Raw genomic sequence first — 19,568 nt, 5'->3', positions numbered from 1 at the left:
CGGGGTGGCCGAATGAAGGAGATTCCCGAAGGCCACACCGCCGAACTCAGTATTCTCGTGACCGACAGCATGACCGTGAATTTTGAAGAACTCGGCGCGGGGCATCCGGTTTACGCGACGTACTGGATCGCCAAGCACTTTGAGGAAGCCGGACGCAAACTGCTGCTGCCTTTTTTGGAAGAAGGCGACGGCGGCATCGGCACCAACGTCAGCGTCGAGCACACCGCTTCGGCGCTGCCGGGAATGCGGGTGAGCGTCACGGCGGTGGCCGTCAAGACCGAGGGGCGGCGTCTATACGCCGATCTGCGGGCCATTTCCGAACTCGGAGACGTGGTGGCCACCGGACAGACCGTGCAGTACATCACTCAGGCCACGAAACTCGAACACGGCTTTGACACGTTGCGGCAGCGCTGGAACGAGTACCAACAAGAGGAGAAGCATCATGCGTGATTTAACGCTGCCTACTTTGGCCGAATCGGTGGTTGAAGGCGAAATTTTGGCTTGGCTGGTAGAAGAAGGCGACATCATCGAAGAAGGCCAGCCTGTGCTGGAAGTCATGACCGACAAAGTGACGGTGGAGTTGCCCGCCCCGTTTGGTGGCAAGGTCGTCAAGCGGATGGTCAGCGTCGGCGACATCGTGCCGGTTCACGGCGTGCTGGCGCAGGTGGAAGAAATTCTAGACGGTGTGGTGGCGAGTAAACCCGAAACCACCCAACTCGCCCCCTCCCCAATCCCCGACGCGCCCACTCAGGACAGCGAAGCCGAGATTGAACTCGACGCCGAGCGCAGCATTATTGAAGGCTCAGCCGCCCACCAGAGTGACCCGAACAAAGCCAAGGCGGCGTTTGCGGGATTCAGTAAGGGCGGCAAGTCGGGCGCAACAGCGGTGGCGACCAAGCCCGCGCCCGCCGCGCCCCAACCTGTTGCCGCCGCACAGCCCACCACCAAGGGCTTATCCGAAACCACGCCTGCGCCCGGACAGGTGCGGGCCGTACCTTCGGCGAGGCGGCTGGCCCGCGAACTGGGCATTTCTATTGCGGAAGTGCTCGGCAGCGGCCCGAATGGCCGGATTCGCTCCGGCGACGTGCACGCCCACGCCAGCGCTCCAGCGAGTGCGCCGGTTCAGGTTCAGGCTCCGGCCCAAATGCAAGCGCCACTGCCAGCCAAAACCAGCAGCACCGACTGGCCCCCGCCTGCGCCGCCGGTTTACCGCACGCCTGCCGGATACGAAAGCCGCGAAACCCGCACCCCGCTGCGGGGCGTGCGCCGCGCCACTTCGCAGGGCTTACTAGCCGCCACGCTCCACAGCGCCCAGACCCACACCATCGAGGAACTCGACTGCACCGGCCTGATGGCCCTGCGCGACGAGCTCAAAGCCGACGCGCAAAAGCAGGGCGTCAAGCTCTCTTACCTGCCGTTTTTCCTCAAGGCGGCCAGCTTGACCCTGCGCGAGTTTCCGGCGGTCAACAGCAGCCTAGACACCGCGTCGGGCGAAGTGGTCTACAAAGACTTCGTACACTTGGGCATGGCCGTCAATACTGAGGGCGGTTTGGTGGTGCCGGTCATCCGCGACGTAGACCGCAAGGGCCTGCTGACCCTGGCCCGCGAAATCAGCGAGTTGGCCGAAAAAGCCCGCAGCAACACGCTCAAACCCGCTGAGATGAGCGACGCCACCTTCACGGTGTCCAATATCGGCTCGGTGGGTTCGATGATGGGTGTACCGATTGTCTCGCCTCCGGCAGCAGGCATCATGTCGGTGCACAGCATCGTCAAGCGGGCAGTGGTCGTGGAAGAAAACGGCGCGGACGTGATCGCCATTCGGCCGATGATGTACCTGACGCTGAGCTTCGATCACCGCCTCGTGGACGGCGCAGACGCGGCCCGTTTCCTGAAAAAAGTCCTGTGGCTGCTCGAAAAACCTTCCCGGTTGGTGTTGGGCGACTAAAGCAAAAGCGTTCAAGATACCTAAAGCAACGTCCAGACTGCCCGGTTAAGAGCCGTGTTAGAACACATCCTCTAAGGTCATCATCACACCCCGAAGTTCAACCGGCACAGCGAGCCGGTGGGAAGGAGATGATGGCCTTGTTGATGTTTGGACGCACCCTACTTGTTTCACTACTCTTCAGTGCTCCAGCCTTCGCTCAAAGCAGCGGCGTCAGCGGGCGGCTGCTTTTTTTTAATGATGAATGCTCGTTTATGCTCGACCTCGGCCTGAATACCCCCAGCAGCAGCTTGGGCGGCAAGCTCAGCGGCGTCAAGTGCAAAGAGGGTTCTGCCGCCGCCGTCAGAAAGCTCATCACCAAAGACGCCCGCGTGCAATTCAAAGTCACCAAAGTCAGCAGCTATCCAGAAGGAACACTGACGTTTAGAAACCAAGACATTGCCGATTGGCTGGTCAGCAAAAAGCTGGCGGTGCGCGGCTCTTAACACATCAGCCGAACAGCACAATAAATATAGCCCTCCGTGGTTTTTCGTATTCCACTCGCCAGCAATCTTTGGTGAGTTTCTAAACGCTCTCCCAAGCTGCTCTTTTGAGTGCTGATGTGCCAAGCTTGGAGCATGAATCCTCTCACTTCAAAGCGCGTAACGGTCATTACTGGCGCGGCGCAGGGCATCGGGCGCAGGGCGGCAGAGCTGTGCGCCGAACGCGGCGACGCTTTGGCCCTTTTGGATTTGCAGGCCTCTCCCCTGCCCGCCGGAGCCGACGCCATTTCGCTTGAGGGCGACCTCAGCGACGAAGGGGTGGTGCTGGCCCACACGCAGGCGATTATGCAGCGCTGGGGGCGGGTAGACGCGCTGGTCAACAATGCCGGGATCAGCTTTATTACGCCCGCCGAAGACACCACGGCCACAAATTTTAAGCGGGTGCTGGACGTCAACCTGACCGCGCCGTTCTTGCTGTGCCGCGAACTCGGCAAGGTCATGCTCTCGCAGCGTGGCGGCAGCATTGTCAACGTGGCCTCGGTGGCGGGACTGCTGGGCATCATTGATAGGGCGGCTTACAATGCCAGCAAACACGGCTTGATTGGCCTGACGCGCACGCTGGCCGCCGAGTGGGGCGCACGCGGGGTGCGGGTCAACGCGGTGTGTCCCGGCTGGGTCAAAACCGAGATGGACATTCATGACATGGGATCGGGCGCATACACCGACGCCGACATCAAGGGCCGGGTGCCGATGGGCCGCTTTGCCTCACCCGACGATATCGCGCGGGCCATTTTGTATTTGACCGATCCGGCGCAGAGTCCGTTCGTCAATGGCGTGAGCCTCAGCGTGGACGGCGGCTGGGCTTCGGACGGCAGTTGGGAGCAATTGCGGCGCGGCAAACAAGCACTTTAGATAAGGATGTTCACTTTGACCGAGCAGGCGGGCTTGGCAGATGCCGCTTTGCCTGAGAACAAACAAGAGTGAACTAAAGAGAGCGTTTGGAAGGATGGACAGCTGAGTATGCTTCTGGCTCAGCTCATTACCCTGACAAGCGCTCTAAAGCTGTGCCAGCACGAAGAAAACCTTTGAGAGAAAACAGCAGTAAACGCCTGCTCAAACGGCAAAAATTTCATTTAAACATTATTTGAGGGTCATACGTTACCACCGTGAAACATTTCCACCCTGAAAACAGTTACAGCCCAGAGGAGGTGGACTCAGGACAGCTCGAAGCGCTGCTGACGCTGGTGAGCGAGTTTGGGCGCGTGAAATTCAGCTCGCAGGATATTGCTCCGCCGTGGAGCCGCCGGATGCAGGCGCAGCTTCAAGCGGCCGGGCTGAGTGACGTGGCCGGCCCTGAGCAGATGGGGTTGCTGTGGCAATTTTACCGCTCACACCGGATGCTCGGGGGCGTCAGCAACGAAGGGCAGCGCATGAGCGAAGTCAGCGGGCGACTCGGGATTCCGCTGAGCAGCGCCAGCCGCACGGTCGATCTGCTGGTGCAGCGCGGCCTGCTGTCACGCCGCAGCGACGACCATGACCGCCGGATCATCTTGGTGAGCGTCACGCCGCTGGGCCAAGCTGTCTACGCCATTTTTGACGACGCCTTTCGCCACCACCTTGCTGGACTGCTCAGTCAACTCACGCCGGACGAGCGCGGCCAACTGCTGCACATCGGCACGCGGGTCTTTGAAATCTGGAGCAGGGCAGTCAAAGGTGAAGCGGCTGAATTGACGTAGCCGTAACCGCCCACTTCAGCAGACTGCTTTTGGCTCTTTTCAGCACGACTTGGCACCACGTTTGGAGGCCCGCTTTGTTCCACCACTCTGCTTTGAAATGGCTCATTGTCAGCGCTGCCTTGCTCGGCCCGGCACAGGCCCAGACCGAAACGGCAGCTCCACCCGTGCCGCCCACAGCTCCCACAGTCCCGACCTCAGCACCCGCCATCACCCCGCTCAGCCAGTTTTTTGCGCCGCTGCAACAGTATCCCAGCTTGGTGCAAGCTCGGCTGGCGCTGCAAGCGGCCCAGATTCAGCAAAACGGCGCAGACTTTCCGGTGAGCGGCTCGGTGTCGGGCGGCTTGTCTGACATCTTGAATGCCGACAGCCTGCCTGCCGTGTGCGCCACCTCGCCGCTGGCGCTGCTGACCAGTCCGTGTGCGCCAGTGGGCGGCAACACCGGCACGCTGAATCTGGCGATTCGGGCCACACCTTACCCGGTGGGCGACACGGCGGCGCGGCAACAGCAGGCCGCCCTCGCCACCGAACAGGCCCAGCTTGGCTACCGCTCGGCGGTGGCCGCTTTGGAAGCGCAAGCGCTCTTGGCCGCTCAGCGCGAAACCCTGAGCCGCAGCACCGTGAGTCTGGCCCAGCAGGTGCAGGCCACCGCCCAGCTCGCCCTGCAAGCCGCCCAAAACCGTTTGCAAGGTGGCGGCGCGACCCTCACCGACGTGCAGCAGGCCCAATTGGTGCTGGCCCAAGCCGCCAGCGGCGCGGCGCAGGCACAAGAAAACCTGGCGCTGGCTCAGGCCACCCTCAAGGACTTGACCGGCAACGCCGACGCGCCCAATTTGCCCGCCGTGTTGCCGCCCACCAACGGCCTGCCCGTCAGCGTCAGGCATGCCCAGTTTGGGCTGAGGCGTGCCCAGATCACTCAGGCGCAGGTCAGTTGGAACGCGCTGCCGAATGTGCAGGCCAGTTACACCCACTACACCTCCGACACCGCTGGAGTGGGTCTGTCGCTGGACTCACGCAACTTGTCGCCTGCAGTGACCTTTACCTATTCGCCGCGCCCGCCGCCACTGAACCGGGTGCGCGATCAGGTGAGTTTGGGCATCAACTTCGACGCTTCGGCCAGCATTCTGAGTGCGCCGGAATTGGCTCAGAACGCGGTCAATCAGGCGCAGGCAGGCATAGACGCCGCCCGCCGCCAAGCGGATTTGCAACTCTCAGCGCTCAATGCCGCGCTAACGCAGGCGCAAAGAGGTCAGCAACTGGCCCAGCAAGCCCTCAGCCTCGCCCAGCAGCAGCAGCAAAACGCCCTCACGCGTCAAGACCTTGGCCTCAGCGCTCCGCTGGACATCGCGCAGGCCGCGCTGACCACCTATCAAGCGCAGTTGGCGCTGAACCAAGCCGAACTCGTGGTCACCGACGCCACCACCAAGTTTTACAGCTTCTTCGCCCTGCCTTTGGACAGCGCCGACCAAAAAGCCGCTTCCACACAGCCTTAATCACCCTCCTTCTTTAGAGGTCACCATGAAACGAATCCCCCTGCTTCCCCTTGCCGTTTTGCCGCTCACCCTGATGCTCAGCTTCGCAGGCGCGGCCAAAGCCCAAAACGCTCTGACGCTGGCCAGCGCACTGAACCAAAGCGCCGCCCAGCCGAGTGTCACCGCCGCCCGCGCCGCGCTGGTGACGGCCCAAAGCGACTACGCCAAAGCCAAAGCCGATCCGCTGGCGACCAAAGTCACTTTGCTTAAAGCCCAGCAGGCTTACGACCTCGCAGTGGCCAACGTGAAAGCGGCAGACGCGCAGGCTGACAGCCAGATCGTGATGGCCTATACCCAGGTGCTCGAAGCCCAAGACGCCGTGAAACTGACCCGCGCCGGACTGGATCTGGCCCAGAAAGGCGCTCAAGTGGCCCAGACCCAGTATGAGAAAGGCGGCGGCACCCAGATCAGCGCTCAGGTGGCCCAGAATCAGGTGCAGGCCGCCCAACAAGCTGCCAACGTGACCGAAGACGGCTTGGCCCTCGCCACCGCCAACTTGCGGAGCTTGGTCGGCGCTTTCACGGCGGTGGCCCCAATTCCGGCCAGCAGCTTACCCGCCTCGGTGGGCGCGAACACCGTGGAAGACGTGCTGGGCCGCAACCCCACCTTGATTCAGGCCCAGCAGAGCGCGGCGGCGCTGCAACTGCAAGTCAACTTGCTCGACCCGCTGGCAGTCTCGGCCTCACAGATCAACACCCTCAAAACCCAGCTTCAGCAAGTTCAGTCCGGCGCGGCCACCGCCGAGCGCGGCTTCCGGATTCAAACGCAAGCACTTTATAACAGCTACTTGCAAGCGGGCAAAAACCGCGCCGTCAAGCAGGCCGCCCTCCAAAACGCCGATAAGCAGCTGAGCGCCGACCAAGACCGCTTTGCTAAGGGTCTGATTTCGCAGCTTTCTTTGCTGCAAAGCCAGATCGCCGAGCAGCAGGCCGCGCTCGCCAAAGAGCAGGCCGACGACGCGGCCCTGAGCGCCTACTACGCGCTGGTGGCCGGGCCGGGCGGAGTCGGAGGAGTGGGAGCGGGCGGACGCTGAGGGAAGGCAACCGATTCGCTCAGCCACCCCCCTAACCTCTCCGGAAAAGGGGGAGGAAAAACAAGGGTGGGCAGAGCGAACTCTCTCTCGCTCCCTTCCACCAAAACCCCACTTTCAAGGAGACTTCATGACCACCGCTTCCGCCCCCTCGTCTCCGCCTGTTCAGCCGAGCGCCGCCACCGGGCAGCTAGAAAACTGGCGAGCGCCGCTGCTTATTCTGGTGATCGGCGCGTTTATGGCCGTGCTCGACACCAGCATCGTCAATGTGGCGCTGCCAGATATGATCAACGTCTTCGGAGTAGATCAGGCAGGCATCGAATGGGTGTCTACCGCCTACACGCTGGCACTGGGCGTCATCACGCCGCTGTCAGGCTGGCTCGGGGCCAAGTTCGGCATCCGGTCTATGTACGTGGTGGCGCTGATTATTTTTACCATCGGCTCCGGGCTGTGCGCTTTGTCGTGGAGTCTCAACAGCATGATCGCCTTCCGCATCGTGCAGGCAATCGGCGGCGGCTTAATCATGCCTGCCGTACAGGCCATGATGATCCGGATGGTGCCGCGCAACCAGCTCGGCGCGGCGGGCGGCATCTTCGGCATGGCGATTTTGCTGGCCCCCGCCATCGGCCCCACGCTGGGCGGCTACCTGGTGGAATTCGTGGACTGGCGCTGGATTTTTACCATCAACTTGCCGGTGGGTGTGCTGGCCATCTTTATGGCGCTGCGCGGCGTGCCGAACGTGGCTCCGGTACACACTGAGGCGTTCGATTGGTGGGGCGCGGGCGCGATTGCCGTATCGCTGTTCAGCTTGCTGCTGGCCACTTCCGAGGGCACCGCTTGGGGCTGGGGATCGGAGAGCATCGTGCTGCTGCTCTACACCAGCGCCATCAGCATGGCCTTCTTTATCTGGTGGCAGCTTCACATTCCGCACCCGCTGCTCAATTTGCGCCTCTTCAAATACCGCTCTTTTGCGATTGCCAATATTCTTTTGATGGTGATCAGCATTTCCCTGTTCGGCGTGCTGTTTTATCTGCCGGTGTATATGCAGAGCATTCGCGGCCTCGGCGCATTTCAATCGGGGTATTTGCAATTGCCGCCCGCCCTCTTGACTGGCATGGTCATGCCGTTCGCGGGGCGTCTTTATGACAAAATAGGGCCGCGTGTCCTGGTTCCGGTAGGCCTGTTGTTTATTGCGATGGGAATGTTCTTCTTTAGGCAGCTCACCATCGAAACAGCCTTCTTTTCGATTATCTGGTGGAATTGCGTGCGCTCAGTCGGGATGGGCCTGGCCATGATTCCCACCCAGTCGGCCTCGGTCTCCGAGATTCCGCCGATGCAGGCGGGTCAGGCCAGCGCCATCACCAACGTGATCAACCGCCTCGGCGGGGCGTTCGGCGTAGTGCTGATGGTGCAACTCTTTGACCACTACAACCACACCGAGCAGGCCGGATACACCAACTTGCTCCAGCAGGGCAATGTGGCGCAGCAAAACACCATCAGCACCATCATGGCCAAGCTGCAAGCCAGCGGCCTCGATCCGGCCCATGCTCAGGCCGCTTTCAGCGCTCTGTTGCAGCGCCAAATCGGCACCACCGTCTTTACCAACACCTTTGACATCGTGATGGTCGTCATTGCGCTGGCGCTGGTAGTCTGCGCGGTGGCAGCGACTGCACTTAAAAAAGGCAAGGTGGCGGCTGAGCCGGGTCACGCGGCGATGGACTGAGGGCCGTTCTCAAAAGTGAGTTGGTTTTGCTTCATTCATTCACGCCCGCCCCATCTCCAATCCAAACTTTTGAACCCAGCATGTTCTGAGAGGAAACCACACCATGACAGCCGCACAAACACCCGAAGGCAATACACCCGATCTGAAAAAACCTGATCTTCAAGCGCCCGCTCCGCAAGCCAAAAAAACGCCGCCCGCTCGCCGCGCTTTGGGGCTGACCGTCGGCCTGCTGGTGGCGCTCGGTGCGGGAGGCATCGTCTGGTGGTACGCCTATAACGGCTCGCAACACGTCAGCACCGACAACGCCCGCGTGGCCGCCAACACCGCCAACATCGTGCCGGAAATTCCGGGCCGGGTGCTCCAGTGGAACGTCGCAGTGGGCACCACTGTCACGGCGGGGCAAGTCATCGGGCAAATCGACACCTCCACCGTGGCGCAGTCGAGCGCCGCCAACGCGGGGGCGCTCTCGCAAACCGCGCCGCTGACGGCCTCGCGCTCGCTGATTCGCGCTCCGATCAGCGGGCAAGTCATTCAGTCCAGCGCTCTGGTGGGGCAACTGGTCGCCACCGGGCAGTCGCTGGCCGTCATCGCCGACGATTCCAGCGCTTACATTTCGGCCAATGTCAAAGAAGACCAGATCAGCAAAGTCAAACTGGGCCAGCCGGTGCATGTTACGCTGGACGCCTTGCCGGGACAGACCTTAAGCGGGCGGGTGCAGCAGATCGGGCAGGCCACCGCCAGCACCTTTTCACTCCTGCCCAGCGGTGGGGCCGACAACGGCAACTTCACCAAAGTCGCGCAGGTGATCCCGGTGTCCATTTACCTGAGCACTGCCGACCGCTCCAAGCTGCTGCCGGGTTCGAGCGCCAGCGTCACCATCGATCTGACCGATCCGCCCAGCACGCCCACCAGCGTCAAAACCGCGACAGCCGCTCCCGAGCCGCTCAAGGTGCAACTCAACGTGGTCGGCACGCTGACGTCCGGCAATGACGTCACCATTGCCGCGCAGGTGGCGGGCAACGTCACCAAAGTCGGAGCGCAGGTCGGCGACAACGTCACCAAAGGCGAAGTGCTGGCCCGAATTGACGACAGCAATTTGCAGGCGCAGCTCGCCGGAGCGCAGGCGGCGCTCAGCCAGGTGCAAAACGGCGGCAACTCGGCGCAGGCCAACTTGCAACTGGCGGCCAGCACCCTTGACCGCGTTTCGGCAGTCTACAAACTCGGCGGGGTGTCCAGACAGGACTTGCAAAACGCCCAGACCCAGTACACCAACGCCCAGGTCGCAGCTCAGAACGCGGGCGGCGGCGCGGTGGAGGCGGCTCAGGCCAACGTGCAAAACCTCAAGCTGATGATCGGCAAGGCAGTCGTGGTAAGCCCGATTGACGGCGTGGTGTCGGCGCGGAACGTGGAGGTCGGCGAGGTGGCGGCTCCCGGCGTACCGTTGATGACGATCGTGCAAAACGACCCGCGCAAAATCGTGGCGACCATTCCGGCGGCTCAGGCCAATCTGATCAAAGCAGGTCAGCCGATGCAGATCAAGTTCGACGCCTTCCCCAACCGCAGCTATTCGGCCAAGATCACGTCTATCAATCCCGCTTCGGTGGCGACCGGCGACTTTTACCCGATCGAAGCGAGGCTGGACGCGGCCAACGCCGAACTCAGAGCAGGGATGGTCGCCACCGGCACCATTAACGCCGATGTCAGCGCCGGTTCACCCACCGTGCCGAGCAGCGCGATTGCACGCATCGGAGCGCAGAATTACGTCTATGTGGTCAAGGACGGCAAAGCGGTTCGCACGCCGATTCAAACCGGACTCAGCGGCACGGCAGGCGGCCAAGCTGAAGTGGCCGTCAACGGTGGATTGCCCAGCGGAGCGCAGATCGTCACCAGCAACGTGAACGCCCTCTGGGACGGCGCTCCAGTAAAGGGCAACTGAAGAATTGGGCTCCGAGACTTAGAAAAAAGCGGTGGCTTGGCGTTGCGTCGGGCTGCCGCTTTTTGATGACACGGCCTTGTGTGGGGCGGAATTGTTACACCCTCACCTCCTCCCATAAGGCGCGATGGGTGAAAAGAACCCACTTCACACCTGTAAATTAGGTCAAGCCAACAATTCCCCTCGCCGCACTTTCCCGCGCAGAGCGTCCAACTCCGGCTTGAAGTAGCGGTCTTCGGCCAAAGTCGGCACCACTTCGCGGATCACTTCGTGAGCGGCTTGCACGCCCGCGCCTGCCGTGAGCGGCTGAAAGTCAAGCGCCTGAGCGGCGCAGAGCAGCTCAATGCTGACGACAGTGAACACGTTCTCCAGCACCTCACGCAGCTTGCGGCAAGCGTGTGCGCCCATGCTCACGTGGTCTTCCTGGTTGGCGCTGGTGGGAATGCTGTCTACGCTGGCCGGATGACACAGCACCTTATTCTCACTGACCAGTGCGGCGGCAGTATATTGGGCGATCATCAGGCCAGAGTTTAGGCCGCCGTGCGGGGTCAGGAAAGCAGGCAGGCCCGAGAGCGCCGGATTGAGGAGCTGCTCACAGCGGCGCTCGGAAATGCTGCCGAGTTCGGCCAGCGCCACACACAGCGCATCAGCAGTCAGCGCCAGCGGTTGGCCGTGAAAGTTACCGCCGCTGATGACCTCATTCGTTTCGGGCAAAACCAGTGGGTTGTCAGTGACAGAGGCGAATTCAATCGCCAGCACCCGCTCGGCGTGCCGGATCACGTCCAGCGTGGCTCCGTGAACTTGCGGCACAGCCCGCAAACTGTAGGCGTCCTGCACCCGCCCACAGTCGGCATGCGAGGGCGCGATTTCACTGCCCTGCAAATAAAAGCGCAGCTCGGCGGCGACTTCGAGTGCCCCCGGATGGGGCCGCAACCGCACAACGTCGTCGCGGAACGGCTGGTGACTGCCGCGCATGCCTTCCACCGTCATGGCGGCGGCGAGGTTGGCACTGGTCAGCAGGGTTTGAGCGTCCAGCACGCTGAGGGCCAGCAAACTGCCCATCAGCTGGGTGCCGTTGATGAGGGCCAGCCCTTCTTTGGCTTGGAGTTGCAGCGGCTTCAACTTCAGCTCGGCCAGCACCTCGGCAGCCGAACGGACTGCGCCGCCGTAATCCAGCTCGCCCAGCCCGATCAGCGCCAGAGCAAGGTGGGCCAGCGGCGCGAGGTCGCCCGACGCGCCCACCGAACCCTGCGCGGGGATGACCGGCAGCGCGTCGGCATTGAGCAGGGAAAGCAGCAACTCCACGACTTCTTCGCGCACGCCGGAATGCCCCAGCGAAAGCGACTGGGCGCGGAGCAGCAGCATCCCGCGCACCACTTCACGTGGCAGCGGCGCACCCATTCCAATGGCGTGTGAGACGATCAGATTGTGCTGGAGCTGGCCGAGCTGGGCAAGGTCGATGCCGATGGTGGCAAACTTGCCAAAGCCGGTGTTGACGCCGTAAACCGCCGCTGAGCCGTCCACGATCTTTTCAATGACCGCCCGCGCCGTTCGGATGCGCTGACGGGCGGCGGGAGAGAGTTCCACGACTCCAAATTCGCGCACCACGCGCTGAAAATCGCTGAGGGTCAGGGTTTGGTCTAAAATCATAATAATCTGCCTTTGATCCAGCTTGATTGAATGGGATTTGCGCCCAGCGTGTAGGGAAGGTCGCGCCAATCGGCGGAGTGCAGCGCTAAGAAGTCGGCCCGCTGGCCCACGCTCAAGGCTCCCCTATCGGTCAAGCCCAGCGCGGCGGCGGCATTGACGGTGGCGGCAGTGAGGGCTTCGGCGGGGGTCAGGCGGTCAAGGCGTACTCCCAGGGCCAACGCCAGCTGAGCCGAGAACACGGGCGCACTGCCCGGGTTGAGGTCGGTGCCGAGCGCCACGCACGCCCCCGCATCGACCAGCGCACGGGCAGGGGCGGCGGGTAAGCCCAGATGCAGGGTCACGCCCGGCAGGACGGTGGCGACGGTTGGACTGGCGGCCAGCGCGGCGATCTGCGCCTCCCCGCTGGCTTCCAAGTGGTCAACGCTCAGCGCACCGAGTTCGCAGGCCAGTTCGGTGCCGCCCAGCGCGTGAAACTGGTCGGCGTGCAGTTTGAACTTGAGGCCGCACAAGCGGGCCGCTTCCAGCATGGCGCGGGTCTCTGGAACGCTGAAGGCTTCCGTTTCGCAAAACACGTCCACCGCTTCGGCCAACTGTTCACGGGCCACGCAGGGAATCAGACTGTGGCAGACCTCCTGAACATACTCGGCACGGTTTTCTTCGGGTGGAACGTGAAGCAGCAGCGTCGGGCGCAGGTCGGCGGGAACCTTAGCCCGTAACAGGCGCACCGCTTCCAGCATTCGCACTTCGGTTTCAAAGTCGAGGCCGTAGCCACTTTTGATTTCGATGGTCGCTGCGCCTGACGCCGTAAGTGCTTGCAAGCGTGGCAAGGCCAATGCCACCAATTCGTCCAAACTGGCTTGCCGGGTGGCCCGCATGGTGCTGCGAATGCCGCCGCCCCGCGCCAGAATGGTCTCGTAGGGGACGCCTTCCACGCGGGCCTCGAAGTCGCTGAGGCGGTCTCCGGCCCAGACAGCGTGGGTATGAGGGTCAATCAGTGCTGGGACAACGGCCACGCCGCCGAGGTCGTGCGTCTGCTGAGCCTTGGGGGCGTCTTTTGCACGGCCCACCCAGGCGATCAAGCCGTCGCGGACAAGCAGGGCGGCGTCGGGGAGGATGGTCAGCTCGCGCATGGCCGCGCCGCGCTGGGGGCCAGCTTCGGGCGTGACGAGCTGGGCGATGTTTGTGAACAGAACTTCAGTCATCCAGCGCCCCGCACAGCGTTTCCATGATCAGCCGGGCCGCGATCAGCTCGCTGCGTCCGCTGGGATCGAGGTTGGGGGCCAGCTCCACCACGTCTAGACCAACCAGTGTGTTGCGGGCGGTCACGGCGCAGATGAGACGCGTGGCGAGCGCGTAACTCAGGCCATCCGGTTCGGGGCTGCTGGTGCCGGGCAGTACGGCGGGATCGAGGCCGTCTACATCCACGCTCAAATAGACGGATTTCCCAGTGGGCAGGGCGTCCAGCACGGCACTGAGGTTGGTTTCCAGCTCGGTCATGGTGACCAGAGTGTGGCCGCGCTGACGGGCCGCCGCCACCGCTTCAGGATCGAATCTCAAGCCGCGTAGCCCCAGCGTGGTGATGTGCTTAAGGTTGGGTAGGGCGTCGCAAGCCCGCCGAAACGGACTGGAATTGCTGAATTTGGTGTCGTTGCGAACGTCGGTGAAGTCTAAATGGGCGTCCAGTTGAACGATGTGCAGATCGGGAACATCGTCGTAGGCGCACAGCAGCGGGAAGGTGACGCTGTGATCGCCGCCCAGAAAGACTGGCAGGCGGCAGCGACTCCGCACGGCTCGGGCGGCTTCGGTGGTGCGCTGACGCATCAGTTCGGGTTCTAAGCTGGGCAGCACCACGTCTCCAGCGTCTACGAAGCTCACGGCCTCTAGGCGGGTTCGGCCATCCAGCCCCGTGAAGGGCGGGACATACCGCAGGGACGCTTCCCGAATGGCACGCGGCGCAAATCGAGCGCCGGGGCGGAAGCCGAGGGCGATGTCGTAGGGCACGCCCAGCACGGCCACGTCGGCTTGCCAGTCGGCGTCGGGGGCGTGGTGCGGAGCACGGGCGAAGGTGGCAATTCCAGCGAAGGGGAGGTGGCTAGGAGTCATGTTTTGGTTTCACAACTCTCTTGAGAAGCTGAAACACCGAGTAACACCCTACAGACCACTGTTAAAGCCTGCTGTCTCATGCCCGTTCCTCGATCCCCAGGCTCGGCAAATCCAGCCCGCGTTCCCGAGCCACATCCTGCGCCAGCGTGTAGCCGGCGTCGGCGTGGCGAATGACGCCCATCGCCGGATCGTTGGTCAGGCAGCGCGACAGCCTCCAGGCGGCTTCCTCACTGCCGTCGGCCACCGCCACCAGACCCGAATGCTGGCTGTAGCCCATGCCCACGCCGCCACCGTGGTGAAAGCTCATCCAGCCCGCGCCGGAGGCCACGCCCACCGCGAAGTTGAGCAGCGGCCAGTCGGATACCGCGTCGGAGCCGTCGAGCATCGCCTCGGTTTCGCGGTAAGGACTGGCGACACTTCCGGCGTCGAGGTGATCGCGGCCAATCACGATGGGGGCCGAGAGTCGCCCATCAGCGACCATTTCGTTGAAGAGTTTGGCGGCCCTGTCACGCTCACGGTACCCCAGCCAGCAGATGCGGGCGGGCAGACCCTGAAAGGCAATCTCTTTGGCGGCGTAGGTGAGCCAAGATTGCAGGCGCTGGTCGTCGGTGAACAGCTCCAGCAAAGCCTGATCGGTGGCGTAAATGTCGGCGGGATCGCCGCTGAGCGCCACCCAGCGGAACGGCCCGCGCCCCTCGCAGAAGCTGTCGCGGATAAAGGCAGGCACGAAACCGGGGTAGTCAAACGCATTGGCGACGCCAGCGATGCGGGCCTGTTCGCGCAGATTGTTGCCGTAATCGAAAGCCACCGCTCCGCGCTTCTGGAGCTCCAGCATGGCCCGCACGTGCTCGGCCATGCCCGCTCTGGCGCGTTCCAGATAGGTTTCGGGCTGACTGCGGCGCAACTCGCCCAGATCTTCGTCAGCCTGTGCGGGCGGCAGATACCCCCACATCGGGTCGTGGGCGCTGGTCTGGTCGGTCACCAGATCGGGCGTGAACCCCCGGCGCACCAGTTCCGGCACGATTTCGGCGGCGTTCCCGAGTAAGCCGATGCTGAGCGCTTGGCCTTCCCGCTTGGCGTCCTTGGCCAACTTGAGAGCCGCGTCCAGATCGGGGGCCACCGTGTCTAAGTAGCGGGTGTCCAATCTCTTTTGAATGCGGGTCGGATCCACCTCAATATTGATGCTGACTCCGCCCGCCAGCTTGACCGCCAACGGCTGCGCTCCGCCCATGCCCCCGAGACCCGCCGTCACGGTGATGGTGTGCTTGAGCGTGCCGCCGAAGTGTTTGTTGGCCGCACTCGCAAAGGTTTCGTAGGTGCCCTGCAAGATGCCCTGGGTGCCGATATAGATCCAGCTTCCGGCGGTCATCTGGCCGTACATCATCAGCCCAGCTTGGTCGAGCTTGTCGAAGGTTTCCCAGTTGGCCCAGTGCGGCACCAGGTTGCTGTTGGCGATCAGCACGCGCGGCGCGAGGGCGTGGGTGGTCAGCACCGCCACCGGCTTGCCCGACTGCACCAGCAAGGTCTGGTCGTTCTCCAGGCGGTCAAGCACTTCCACGATTTTGTGAAAGCTCGGCCAGTCGCGGGCCGCCTTGCCGCGCCCGCCGTAAACGATCAGGTCTTCAGGGTGCTCGGCCACTTCAGGATCGAGGTTGTTCATCAGCATGCGCTTGGCGGCTTCCTGAATCCAGCCTTTGGCGGTGCGGTTTGGCCCACGCGGAGCGCGAATCTGGGTTGGAGTGGTCATGGCTCAGTCTGGGCTGATGGTGAGACAGGCTCAAGAGGAGTGTCCAGCCATGCGGGACAGCTAGACTTTAAGAATGCAGACCCTGACCAAAGCCGGAACCGTTTTGCGGGCCTTCAGCGCCGCGCAGCCGCAGTGGGGCGTGCGGGCACTGGCCGCCGAGTTGGGCTGGCCCCGCGCCACCGTTCAAGCTTACCTGTCGGGCCTGCACGACGCCGGATTCGTGCGGCGCGTCTCCGGCGGCCAGTACCGCCTGAGCTGGCAACTCGCTGAGTTCGGCGCTCAGCTCAGCGCGGCCCTGCCCTGGTTCGGGCCAGCCAGAAGCGCCCTCGCCAGCTTGGCCGCCGCCACCCAGTCGCTCGGCTTCATCTGCGTGCTGGAAGGACCGCAAGTCATCTGCATCAACCGCGCTTTGGGCGACGCCAGCGCCGATCACCGCCAGGTTCAGACCGACGTGACCTTGCCGGCCAACGCCACCGCCGCCGGGAAGGTGCTCTACGCTTTTGCTCCGTTGCCCGCACCAGATTTTGAGCGCTTCACCGCCAGCACCATTACCACCCCCGACGAATGGGCAGGCGAACTCCAAAAGGTGAGATCGGACGGTTCCGCGCTGGCCATCGAGGAGTGGGTGGCAGGTCACTGCGCCGCCAGCGTGCCGCTTTGGTGGGAGGGCGAAGTGGTGGCCGCCTTCGGGATTCAGCTTCCGACGGCGCGTTTTCTGGCGCGTGAGCGGGCGCTGCTGGCAAAGGTTCAAGTGGCGGCGCGTGAGTTTGGTGGGCCGAGTTAGAAGACGACAAACGCTCTAATGGGTGATCAGCACATCCACCAGCGCGGCGCGGCTCACACTCAGGCCCACGCTGCCCGCCAAGTTGGCACTCAGGGCGGTGGTGTGTCGCCTTCCCAGCACAATGAGGTCAGCCCCAGTTTCGGCGGCGATATCCAAAATCACGTCGGCGGCTCTGGCGGCGCTGCGAAGGTGAGGGTAAACATTCAAACCGGCTTGTTCGGCGCGGGCCACCACCGCCTTCAAATGGGCCTCACGAACGTCGTGGAGGCTCTGGGCAATCTGCTCTTCCATTTCGCCGCTGCCGGGAATGCCGGCGGCCATACTGGCCATCACGCCGCGCTGAGTGGGCACCACCACGACCACGTCCAGCACCGCTCCAAACTGCTGGGCCAAACCAATCGCCCGTTCCACTGCTTTTTGAGAGTGGGCCGCGCCGCCCGTCGCCACCAGAATCCGGTGATAGCTCTGGGGCGCGGCCTGATCTGCGTCATTGTTTAGCATGGCCTGAGCTTAGAGCATCCCCCCGAAAATAAGGGCGAAATAAACTTGAGGATGACTTGAACGAAAGCTGATTGATTGTAAGTTCACCGATCAAACTGTACAGTACGGTTTGAAATGAACAAATCCGTTATTCTCGAATCTCCCCGCGCTACCGCCAAACGTCAGCAGATCATGGCGGCGGCCCGGCAGCTCTTTTTGTCGCAGGGCTACGGACGCACCTCCACTGAGTCCATCCGGCAAGTGGCGGGCGTCAGCAAGCAAACGCTGTACGTGTATTTTCCGGCCAAAGTGGAGCTGCTCAGCGCGGTGGTCATGGCGGAACTCTGGGCTTTTGACGCTCCGCAAGCGCCCGCTGCGCCAGTGAGTCTCAGCGAACTCCGCGCCCGGTTGCTCGGCCTCACCCACACCTTCACGGCTCAGGTGATGCAGCCGGACGCCCTCGCACTGCTGCGCCTCTTGATCGGCGAGGCGGTGCACCTGCCCGAACTGCGCGGCACGTTGCGCCGGGCTTTTCCAGCTCGGCTGCTGGCCGGCGTGGAAGCCCTCCTGAGCGCCGCCCACCAAGCCCGGCTCATTGACGCGCCCAACCTCAACCTCAGCGCCCGCATGTTGATCGGGCCAGTGATCAGTTTCGTGGCGTTAGACGGTCTGCTCAGTGACCAGCCGATCAGCCAGGGGCCTCCCACGCCGCCGAGCCGGGAGACGCTGGCCGAGCTGGTGGATTTGTTTTTGCTGACCGTAAAAAAGTGAGTACCGCAAAAGGAGGAAGCCAGTGAACACCACACAAGTGCTGATCGCGGGCGCTGGCCCGACTGGGCTGATGCTGGGGCTGTGGCTGACCAAGTTGGGCATTGATGTCAAGATCGTTGACCCCAAGCCCGGCCCGGCGGAGGAAACCCGCGCCATCGTGGTGCAGGCCCGCACGCTGGAATTTTATGATCAACTGGGCCTCGGTCAAGAAGCGCTGAGTCGGGGCCGACATATTGACCGGGTCAACTTGTGGACGCGGGGCGATCTGCGGGCCTCCGTGCGCTTTGACGGCGTAGGCCGGGAGCTGACGCCGCATCCGTACTTGTACATTCTGACCCAAGATCAGAACGAAGCCCTGTTGGTGGAAGCACTAAAAGCGCTGGGTGTACAAGTGGACTGGGAAACGGCGCTGAGCGGCTTTGAGCAGGCTGAGAGCGGTGTGACGGCCAGCCTGACACACGCGGAGCACACCCAGACGGTGCGGGCGGCTTACCTCGCGGGTTGCGATGGAGCGAGCAGCGCGGTGAGGCACCAATTGGGCATACCACTTTCGGGCGGCACCTATTCGCAGCGCTTTTTTGTGGCGGACGTGGTTGCCAGCGGCGAGCTGCACGAAAACGATTTCAATATGTCGCTGGACGGCGATCAGTTTCTGGCTTTCTTCCCGCTGCCGGGCCGCCACCACCACCGCATCGTGGGGCAACTTCCGCCGGACGCTGGCGAGCATCCGAGTGTTGAAGCGGTGCGACCGCAAATTGACCGGCAGCAGATTGCCAAGGTAGAAGACGTGCAGTGGTTTTCGACCTACAACGTGCATCACCGCGTGGCGGATCAGTTTCAAGCGGGGCGGGTCTTGCTGCTGGGCGACGCGGCACACGTCCATAGTCCGGTGGGCGGACAGGGCATGAACACCGGACTGGGAGACGCGGCCAACGCGGCTTGGAAGCTGGCGCAGGCGGTAACAGGTGACCCGGCAGCCCTCGCCAGCTACGGCCCCGAGCGGCGGCCCTTCGCCGCGACGCTGGTCAAAACCACCGACCGCGCCTTCAGCGGCGTCATCAACCCCTCGCCGCTGGCCCGCTTGATCCGTAACGAGTGGGCTCCGGTGGCCCTGAAACTGCTGGGCCGCTCTCCGATACTGCGCCGCCTGCTGTTTTTGACGCTTTCACAGCTCCGCATTCGCTACCCCACCAGCCCGCTGAGCGTGGGCCGAGCAGGCAGGGTCAGCGGCGGCGAGCGTCTGCCCTGGGTGAACAGCGAAAGCGGCGGGAATTTTGAGGCCCTCCAATCGCTGAGCTGGCAAGTTCACGTCTACGGCGCACCATCGCCGGAGATTTTGACGTGGTGCGGACAATGGCAAGTGCCGCTGCATGTCTTTGGGTTTGGGCGCGGAGCGCAGCAAGCCGGCTTCTCAGAAAACGCTTTTTATCTGGTGCGACCAGACGGATATGTGGGAATGGCCGCACCAGAATTCGAGTGGACGGCGGCGGAAAAGTACGCGGAGCGCTGGCTGCCAGCGGCGGCCGAAACTCAGAAGGTTGGACAGCAGGTAACAGCGCTGGTCTAAAGCGATCGTCGCACTTGCGCTCACCGTCCAACCAAGAGCTTCTTTTTGACCAGCGCTCTAACAAAACAAGTCAGGCCAGCACGCTATTCTT

17 protein-coding genes are annotated in these 19,568 nt (G+C 62.9%); 12 read left to right on the top strand and 5 right to left on the bottom strand.

The genetic code is table 11. The features are described 5' to 3' along the window. Window positions 1–12: 12 nt before the first annotated feature. From EHF33_RS17370 to EHF33_RS17330, 9 genes are all read left to right on the top strand, one after another. Window positions 13–450, top strand: coding sequence for a thioesterase family protein (locus EHF33_RS17370; protein WP_124874528.1), 438 nt, complete (start codon window positions 13–15; stop codon window positions 448–450). After that, entirely contained in the window at window positions 443–1,945 is a 1,503-nt protein-coding gene (locus tag EHF33_RS17365) for a dihydrolipoamide acetyltransferase family protein (protein WP_241191390.1), read from the top strand. The genes EHF33_RS17370 and EHF33_RS17365 overlap by 8 nt, the downstream gene beginning before the upstream one ends. A gap of 128 nt (window positions 1,946–2,073) precedes the next feature. Continuing rightward, window positions 2,074–2,427, top strand: a complete 354-nt coding sequence (locus tag EHF33_RS17360; RefSeq protein ID WP_124874526.1) for a hypothetical protein — start codon at window positions 2,074–2,076, stop codon at window positions 2,425–2,427. 132 nt (window positions 2,428–2,559) lie between these two features. Further along, window positions 2,560–3,336 (top strand): SDR family NAD(P)-dependent oxidoreductase, encoded by a 777-nt coding sequence (locus tag EHF33_RS17355; protein WP_241191389.1) that lies wholly within the window; start codon window positions 2,560–2,562, stop codon window positions 3,334–3,336. A gap of 254 nt (window positions 3,337–3,590) precedes the next feature. After that, window positions 3,591–4,160 (top strand): MarR family winged helix-turn-helix transcriptional regulator, encoded by a 570-nt coding sequence (locus tag EHF33_RS17350; RefSeq protein WP_124874522.1) that lies wholly within the window; start codon window positions 3,591–3,593, stop codon window positions 4,158–4,160. Between the two features lie 92 nt (window positions 4,161–4,252). After that, window positions 4,253–5,650, top strand: a complete 1,398-nt coding sequence (locus EHF33_RS17345) for a TolC family protein (RefSeq protein WP_124874520.1) — start codon at window positions 4,253–4,255, stop codon at window positions 5,648–5,650. Between the two features lie 25 nt (window positions 5,651–5,675). Then, window positions 5,676–6,722 (top strand): TolC family protein, encoded by a 1,047-nt coding sequence (locus EHF33_RS17340; protein ID WP_124874518.1) that lies wholly within the window; start codon window positions 5,676–5,678, stop codon window positions 6,720–6,722. Between the two features lie 127 nt (window positions 6,723–6,849). Then, a complete protein-coding gene (locus EHF33_RS17335; protein ID WP_124874516.1) occupies window positions 6,850–8,442 on the top strand; it encodes a DHA2 family efflux MFS transporter permease subunit in 1,593 nt (530 codons plus the stop codon). 103 nt (window positions 8,443–8,545) lie between these two features. After that, complete coding sequence (locus tag EHF33_RS17330; RefSeq protein WP_124874514.1) at window positions 8,546–10,378, top strand: efflux RND transporter periplasmic adaptor subunit; 1,833 nt, start codon at window positions 8,546–8,548, stop codon at window positions 10,376–10,378. A gap of 162 nt (window positions 10,379–10,540) precedes the next feature. Here EHF33_RS17330 and hutH read toward each other — a convergent pair whose 3' ends face one another. The 4 genes from hutH to hutU form a co-directional block, all read right to left on the bottom strand. After that, window positions 10,541–12,025: a histidine ammonia-lyase gene (gene hutH, locus EHF33_RS17325; protein WP_124874512.1), complete on the bottom strand. Its 1,485-nt coding sequence runs from the start codon at window positions 12,023–12,025 to the stop codon at window positions 10,541–10,543. Further along, a complete protein-coding gene (gene hutI, locus EHF33_RS17320) occupies window positions 12,022–13,227 on the bottom strand; it encodes an imidazolonepropionase (protein WP_124874510.1) in 1,206 nt (401 codons plus the stop codon). Before hutI ends, hutH begins: the two co-directional genes overlap by 4 nt. Then, a complete protein-coding gene (locus EHF33_RS17315) occupies window positions 13,220–14,128 on the bottom strand; it encodes an arginase family protein (RefSeq protein ID WP_124874508.1) in 909 nt (302 codons plus the stop codon). The genes hutI and EHF33_RS17315 overlap by 8 nt, the downstream gene beginning before the upstream one ends. Before the next feature lie 76 nt (window positions 14,129–14,204). Continuing rightward, complete coding sequence (gene hutU, locus EHF33_RS17310) at window positions 14,205–15,875, bottom strand: urocanate hydratase (protein ID WP_124874506.1); 1,671 nt, start codon at window positions 15,873–15,875, stop codon at window positions 14,205–14,207. Between the two features lie 73 nt (window positions 15,876–15,948). On the opposite strand from hutU, the gene EHF33_RS17305 reads away from it, so the two are divergent. Beyond that, window positions 15,949–16,659 carry an IclR family transcriptional regulator gene (locus tag EHF33_RS17305; protein WP_124874504.1) on the top strand — a complete coding sequence of 237 codons (711 nt, stop codon included), beginning with the start codon at window positions 15,949–15,951 and terminating at the stop codon, window positions 16,657–16,659. A gap of 15 nt (window positions 16,660–16,674) precedes the next feature. On the opposite strand, the gene EHF33_RS17300 is transcribed toward EHF33_RS17305, so the two are convergent. Continuing rightward, window positions 16,675–17,160: a universal stress protein gene (locus EHF33_RS17300; protein WP_124874502.1), complete on the bottom strand. Its 486-nt coding sequence runs from the start codon at window positions 17,158–17,160 to the stop codon at window positions 16,675–16,677. Window positions 17,161–17,274: 114 nt separating this feature from the next. Here EHF33_RS17300 and EHF33_RS17295 point away from each other — a divergent pair, with 114 nt between their 5' ends. Both EHF33_RS17295 and EHF33_RS17290 read left to right on the top strand, forming a co-directional pair. After that, window positions 17,275–17,910 (top strand): TetR/AcrR family transcriptional regulator, encoded by a 636-nt coding sequence (locus tag EHF33_RS17295; RefSeq protein WP_124874500.1) that lies wholly within the window; start codon window positions 17,275–17,277, stop codon window positions 17,908–17,910. Window positions 17,911–17,932: 22 nt separating this feature from the next. Beyond that, window positions 17,933–19,477 (top strand): FAD-dependent monooxygenase, encoded by a 1,545-nt coding sequence (locus tag EHF33_RS17290; protein ID WP_124874498.1) that lies wholly within the window; start codon window positions 17,933–17,935, stop codon window positions 19,475–19,477. The last annotated feature ends 91 nt before the right edge of the window (window positions 19,478–19,568 follow it).

Source organism: Deinococcus psychrotolerans (assembly GCF_003860465.1).
Taxonomy (GTDB): Bacteria; Deinococcota; Deinococci; order Deinococcales; family Deinococcaceae; genus Deinococcus; species Deinococcus psychrotolerans.
The sequence above is the reverse complement of the archived record's forward strand: the minus strand, read 5'-3'. Positions and strand labels throughout refer to the sequence as shown.

Excerpts from the sequence above, each read along its gene's own strand:
- EHF33_RS17340 (WP_124874518.1), top strand. The coding sequence starts at position 5,676 with ATGAAACGAATCCCCCTGCTTCCCCTTGCCGTTTTGCCGCTCACCCTG.
- hutH (WP_124874512.1), bottom strand. The coding sequence starts at position 12,025 with ATGATTTTAGACCAAACCCTGACCCTCAGCGATTTTCAGCGCGTGGTG.
- EHF33_RS17330 (WP_124874514.1), top strand. The coding sequence starts at position 8,546 with ATGACAGCCGCACAAACACCCGAAGGCAATACACCCGATCTGAAAAAA.
- hutU (WP_124874506.1), bottom strand. The coding sequence starts at position 15,875 with ATGACCACTCCAACCCAGATTCGCGCTCCGCGTGGGCCAAACCGCACC.
- EHF33_RS17360 (WP_124874526.1), top strand. The coding sequence starts at position 2,074 with ATGATGGCCTTGTTGATGTTTGGACGCACCCTACTTGTTTCACTACTC.
- EHF33_RS17370 (WP_124874528.1), top strand. The coding sequence starts at position 13 with ATGAAGGAGATTCCCGAAGGCCACACCGCCGAACTCAGTATTCTCGTG.
- hutI (WP_124874510.1), bottom strand. The coding sequence starts at position 13,227 with ATGACTGAAGTTCTGTTCACAAACATCGCCCAGCTCGTCACGCCCGAA.
- EHF33_RS17300 (WP_124874502.1), bottom strand. The coding sequence starts at position 17,160 with ATGCTAAACAATGACGCAGATCAGGCCGCGCCCCAGAGCTATCACCGG.
- EHF33_RS17295 (WP_124874500.1), top strand. The coding sequence starts at position 17,275 with ATGAACAAATCCGTTATTCTCGAATCTCCCCGCGCTACCGCCAAACGT.
- EHF33_RS17335 (WP_124874516.1), top strand. The coding sequence starts at position 6,850 with ATGACCACCGCTTCCGCCCCCTCGTCTCCGCCTGTTCAGCCGAGCGCC.
- EHF33_RS17355 (WP_241191389.1), top strand. The coding sequence starts at position 2,560 with ATGAATCCTCTCACTTCAAAGCGCGTAACGGTCATTACTGGCGCGGCG.
- EHF33_RS17305 (WP_124874504.1), top strand. The coding sequence starts at position 15,949 with ATGCAGACCCTGACCAAAGCCGGAACCGTTTTGCGGGCCTTCAGCGCC.
- EHF33_RS17365 (WP_241191390.1), top strand. The coding sequence starts at position 443 with ATGCGTGATTTAACGCTGCCTACTTTGGCCGAATCGGTGGTTGAAGGC.
- EHF33_RS17315 (WP_124874508.1), bottom strand. The coding sequence starts at position 14,128 with ATGACTCCTAGCCACCTCCCCTTCGCTGGAATTGCCACCTTCGCCCGT.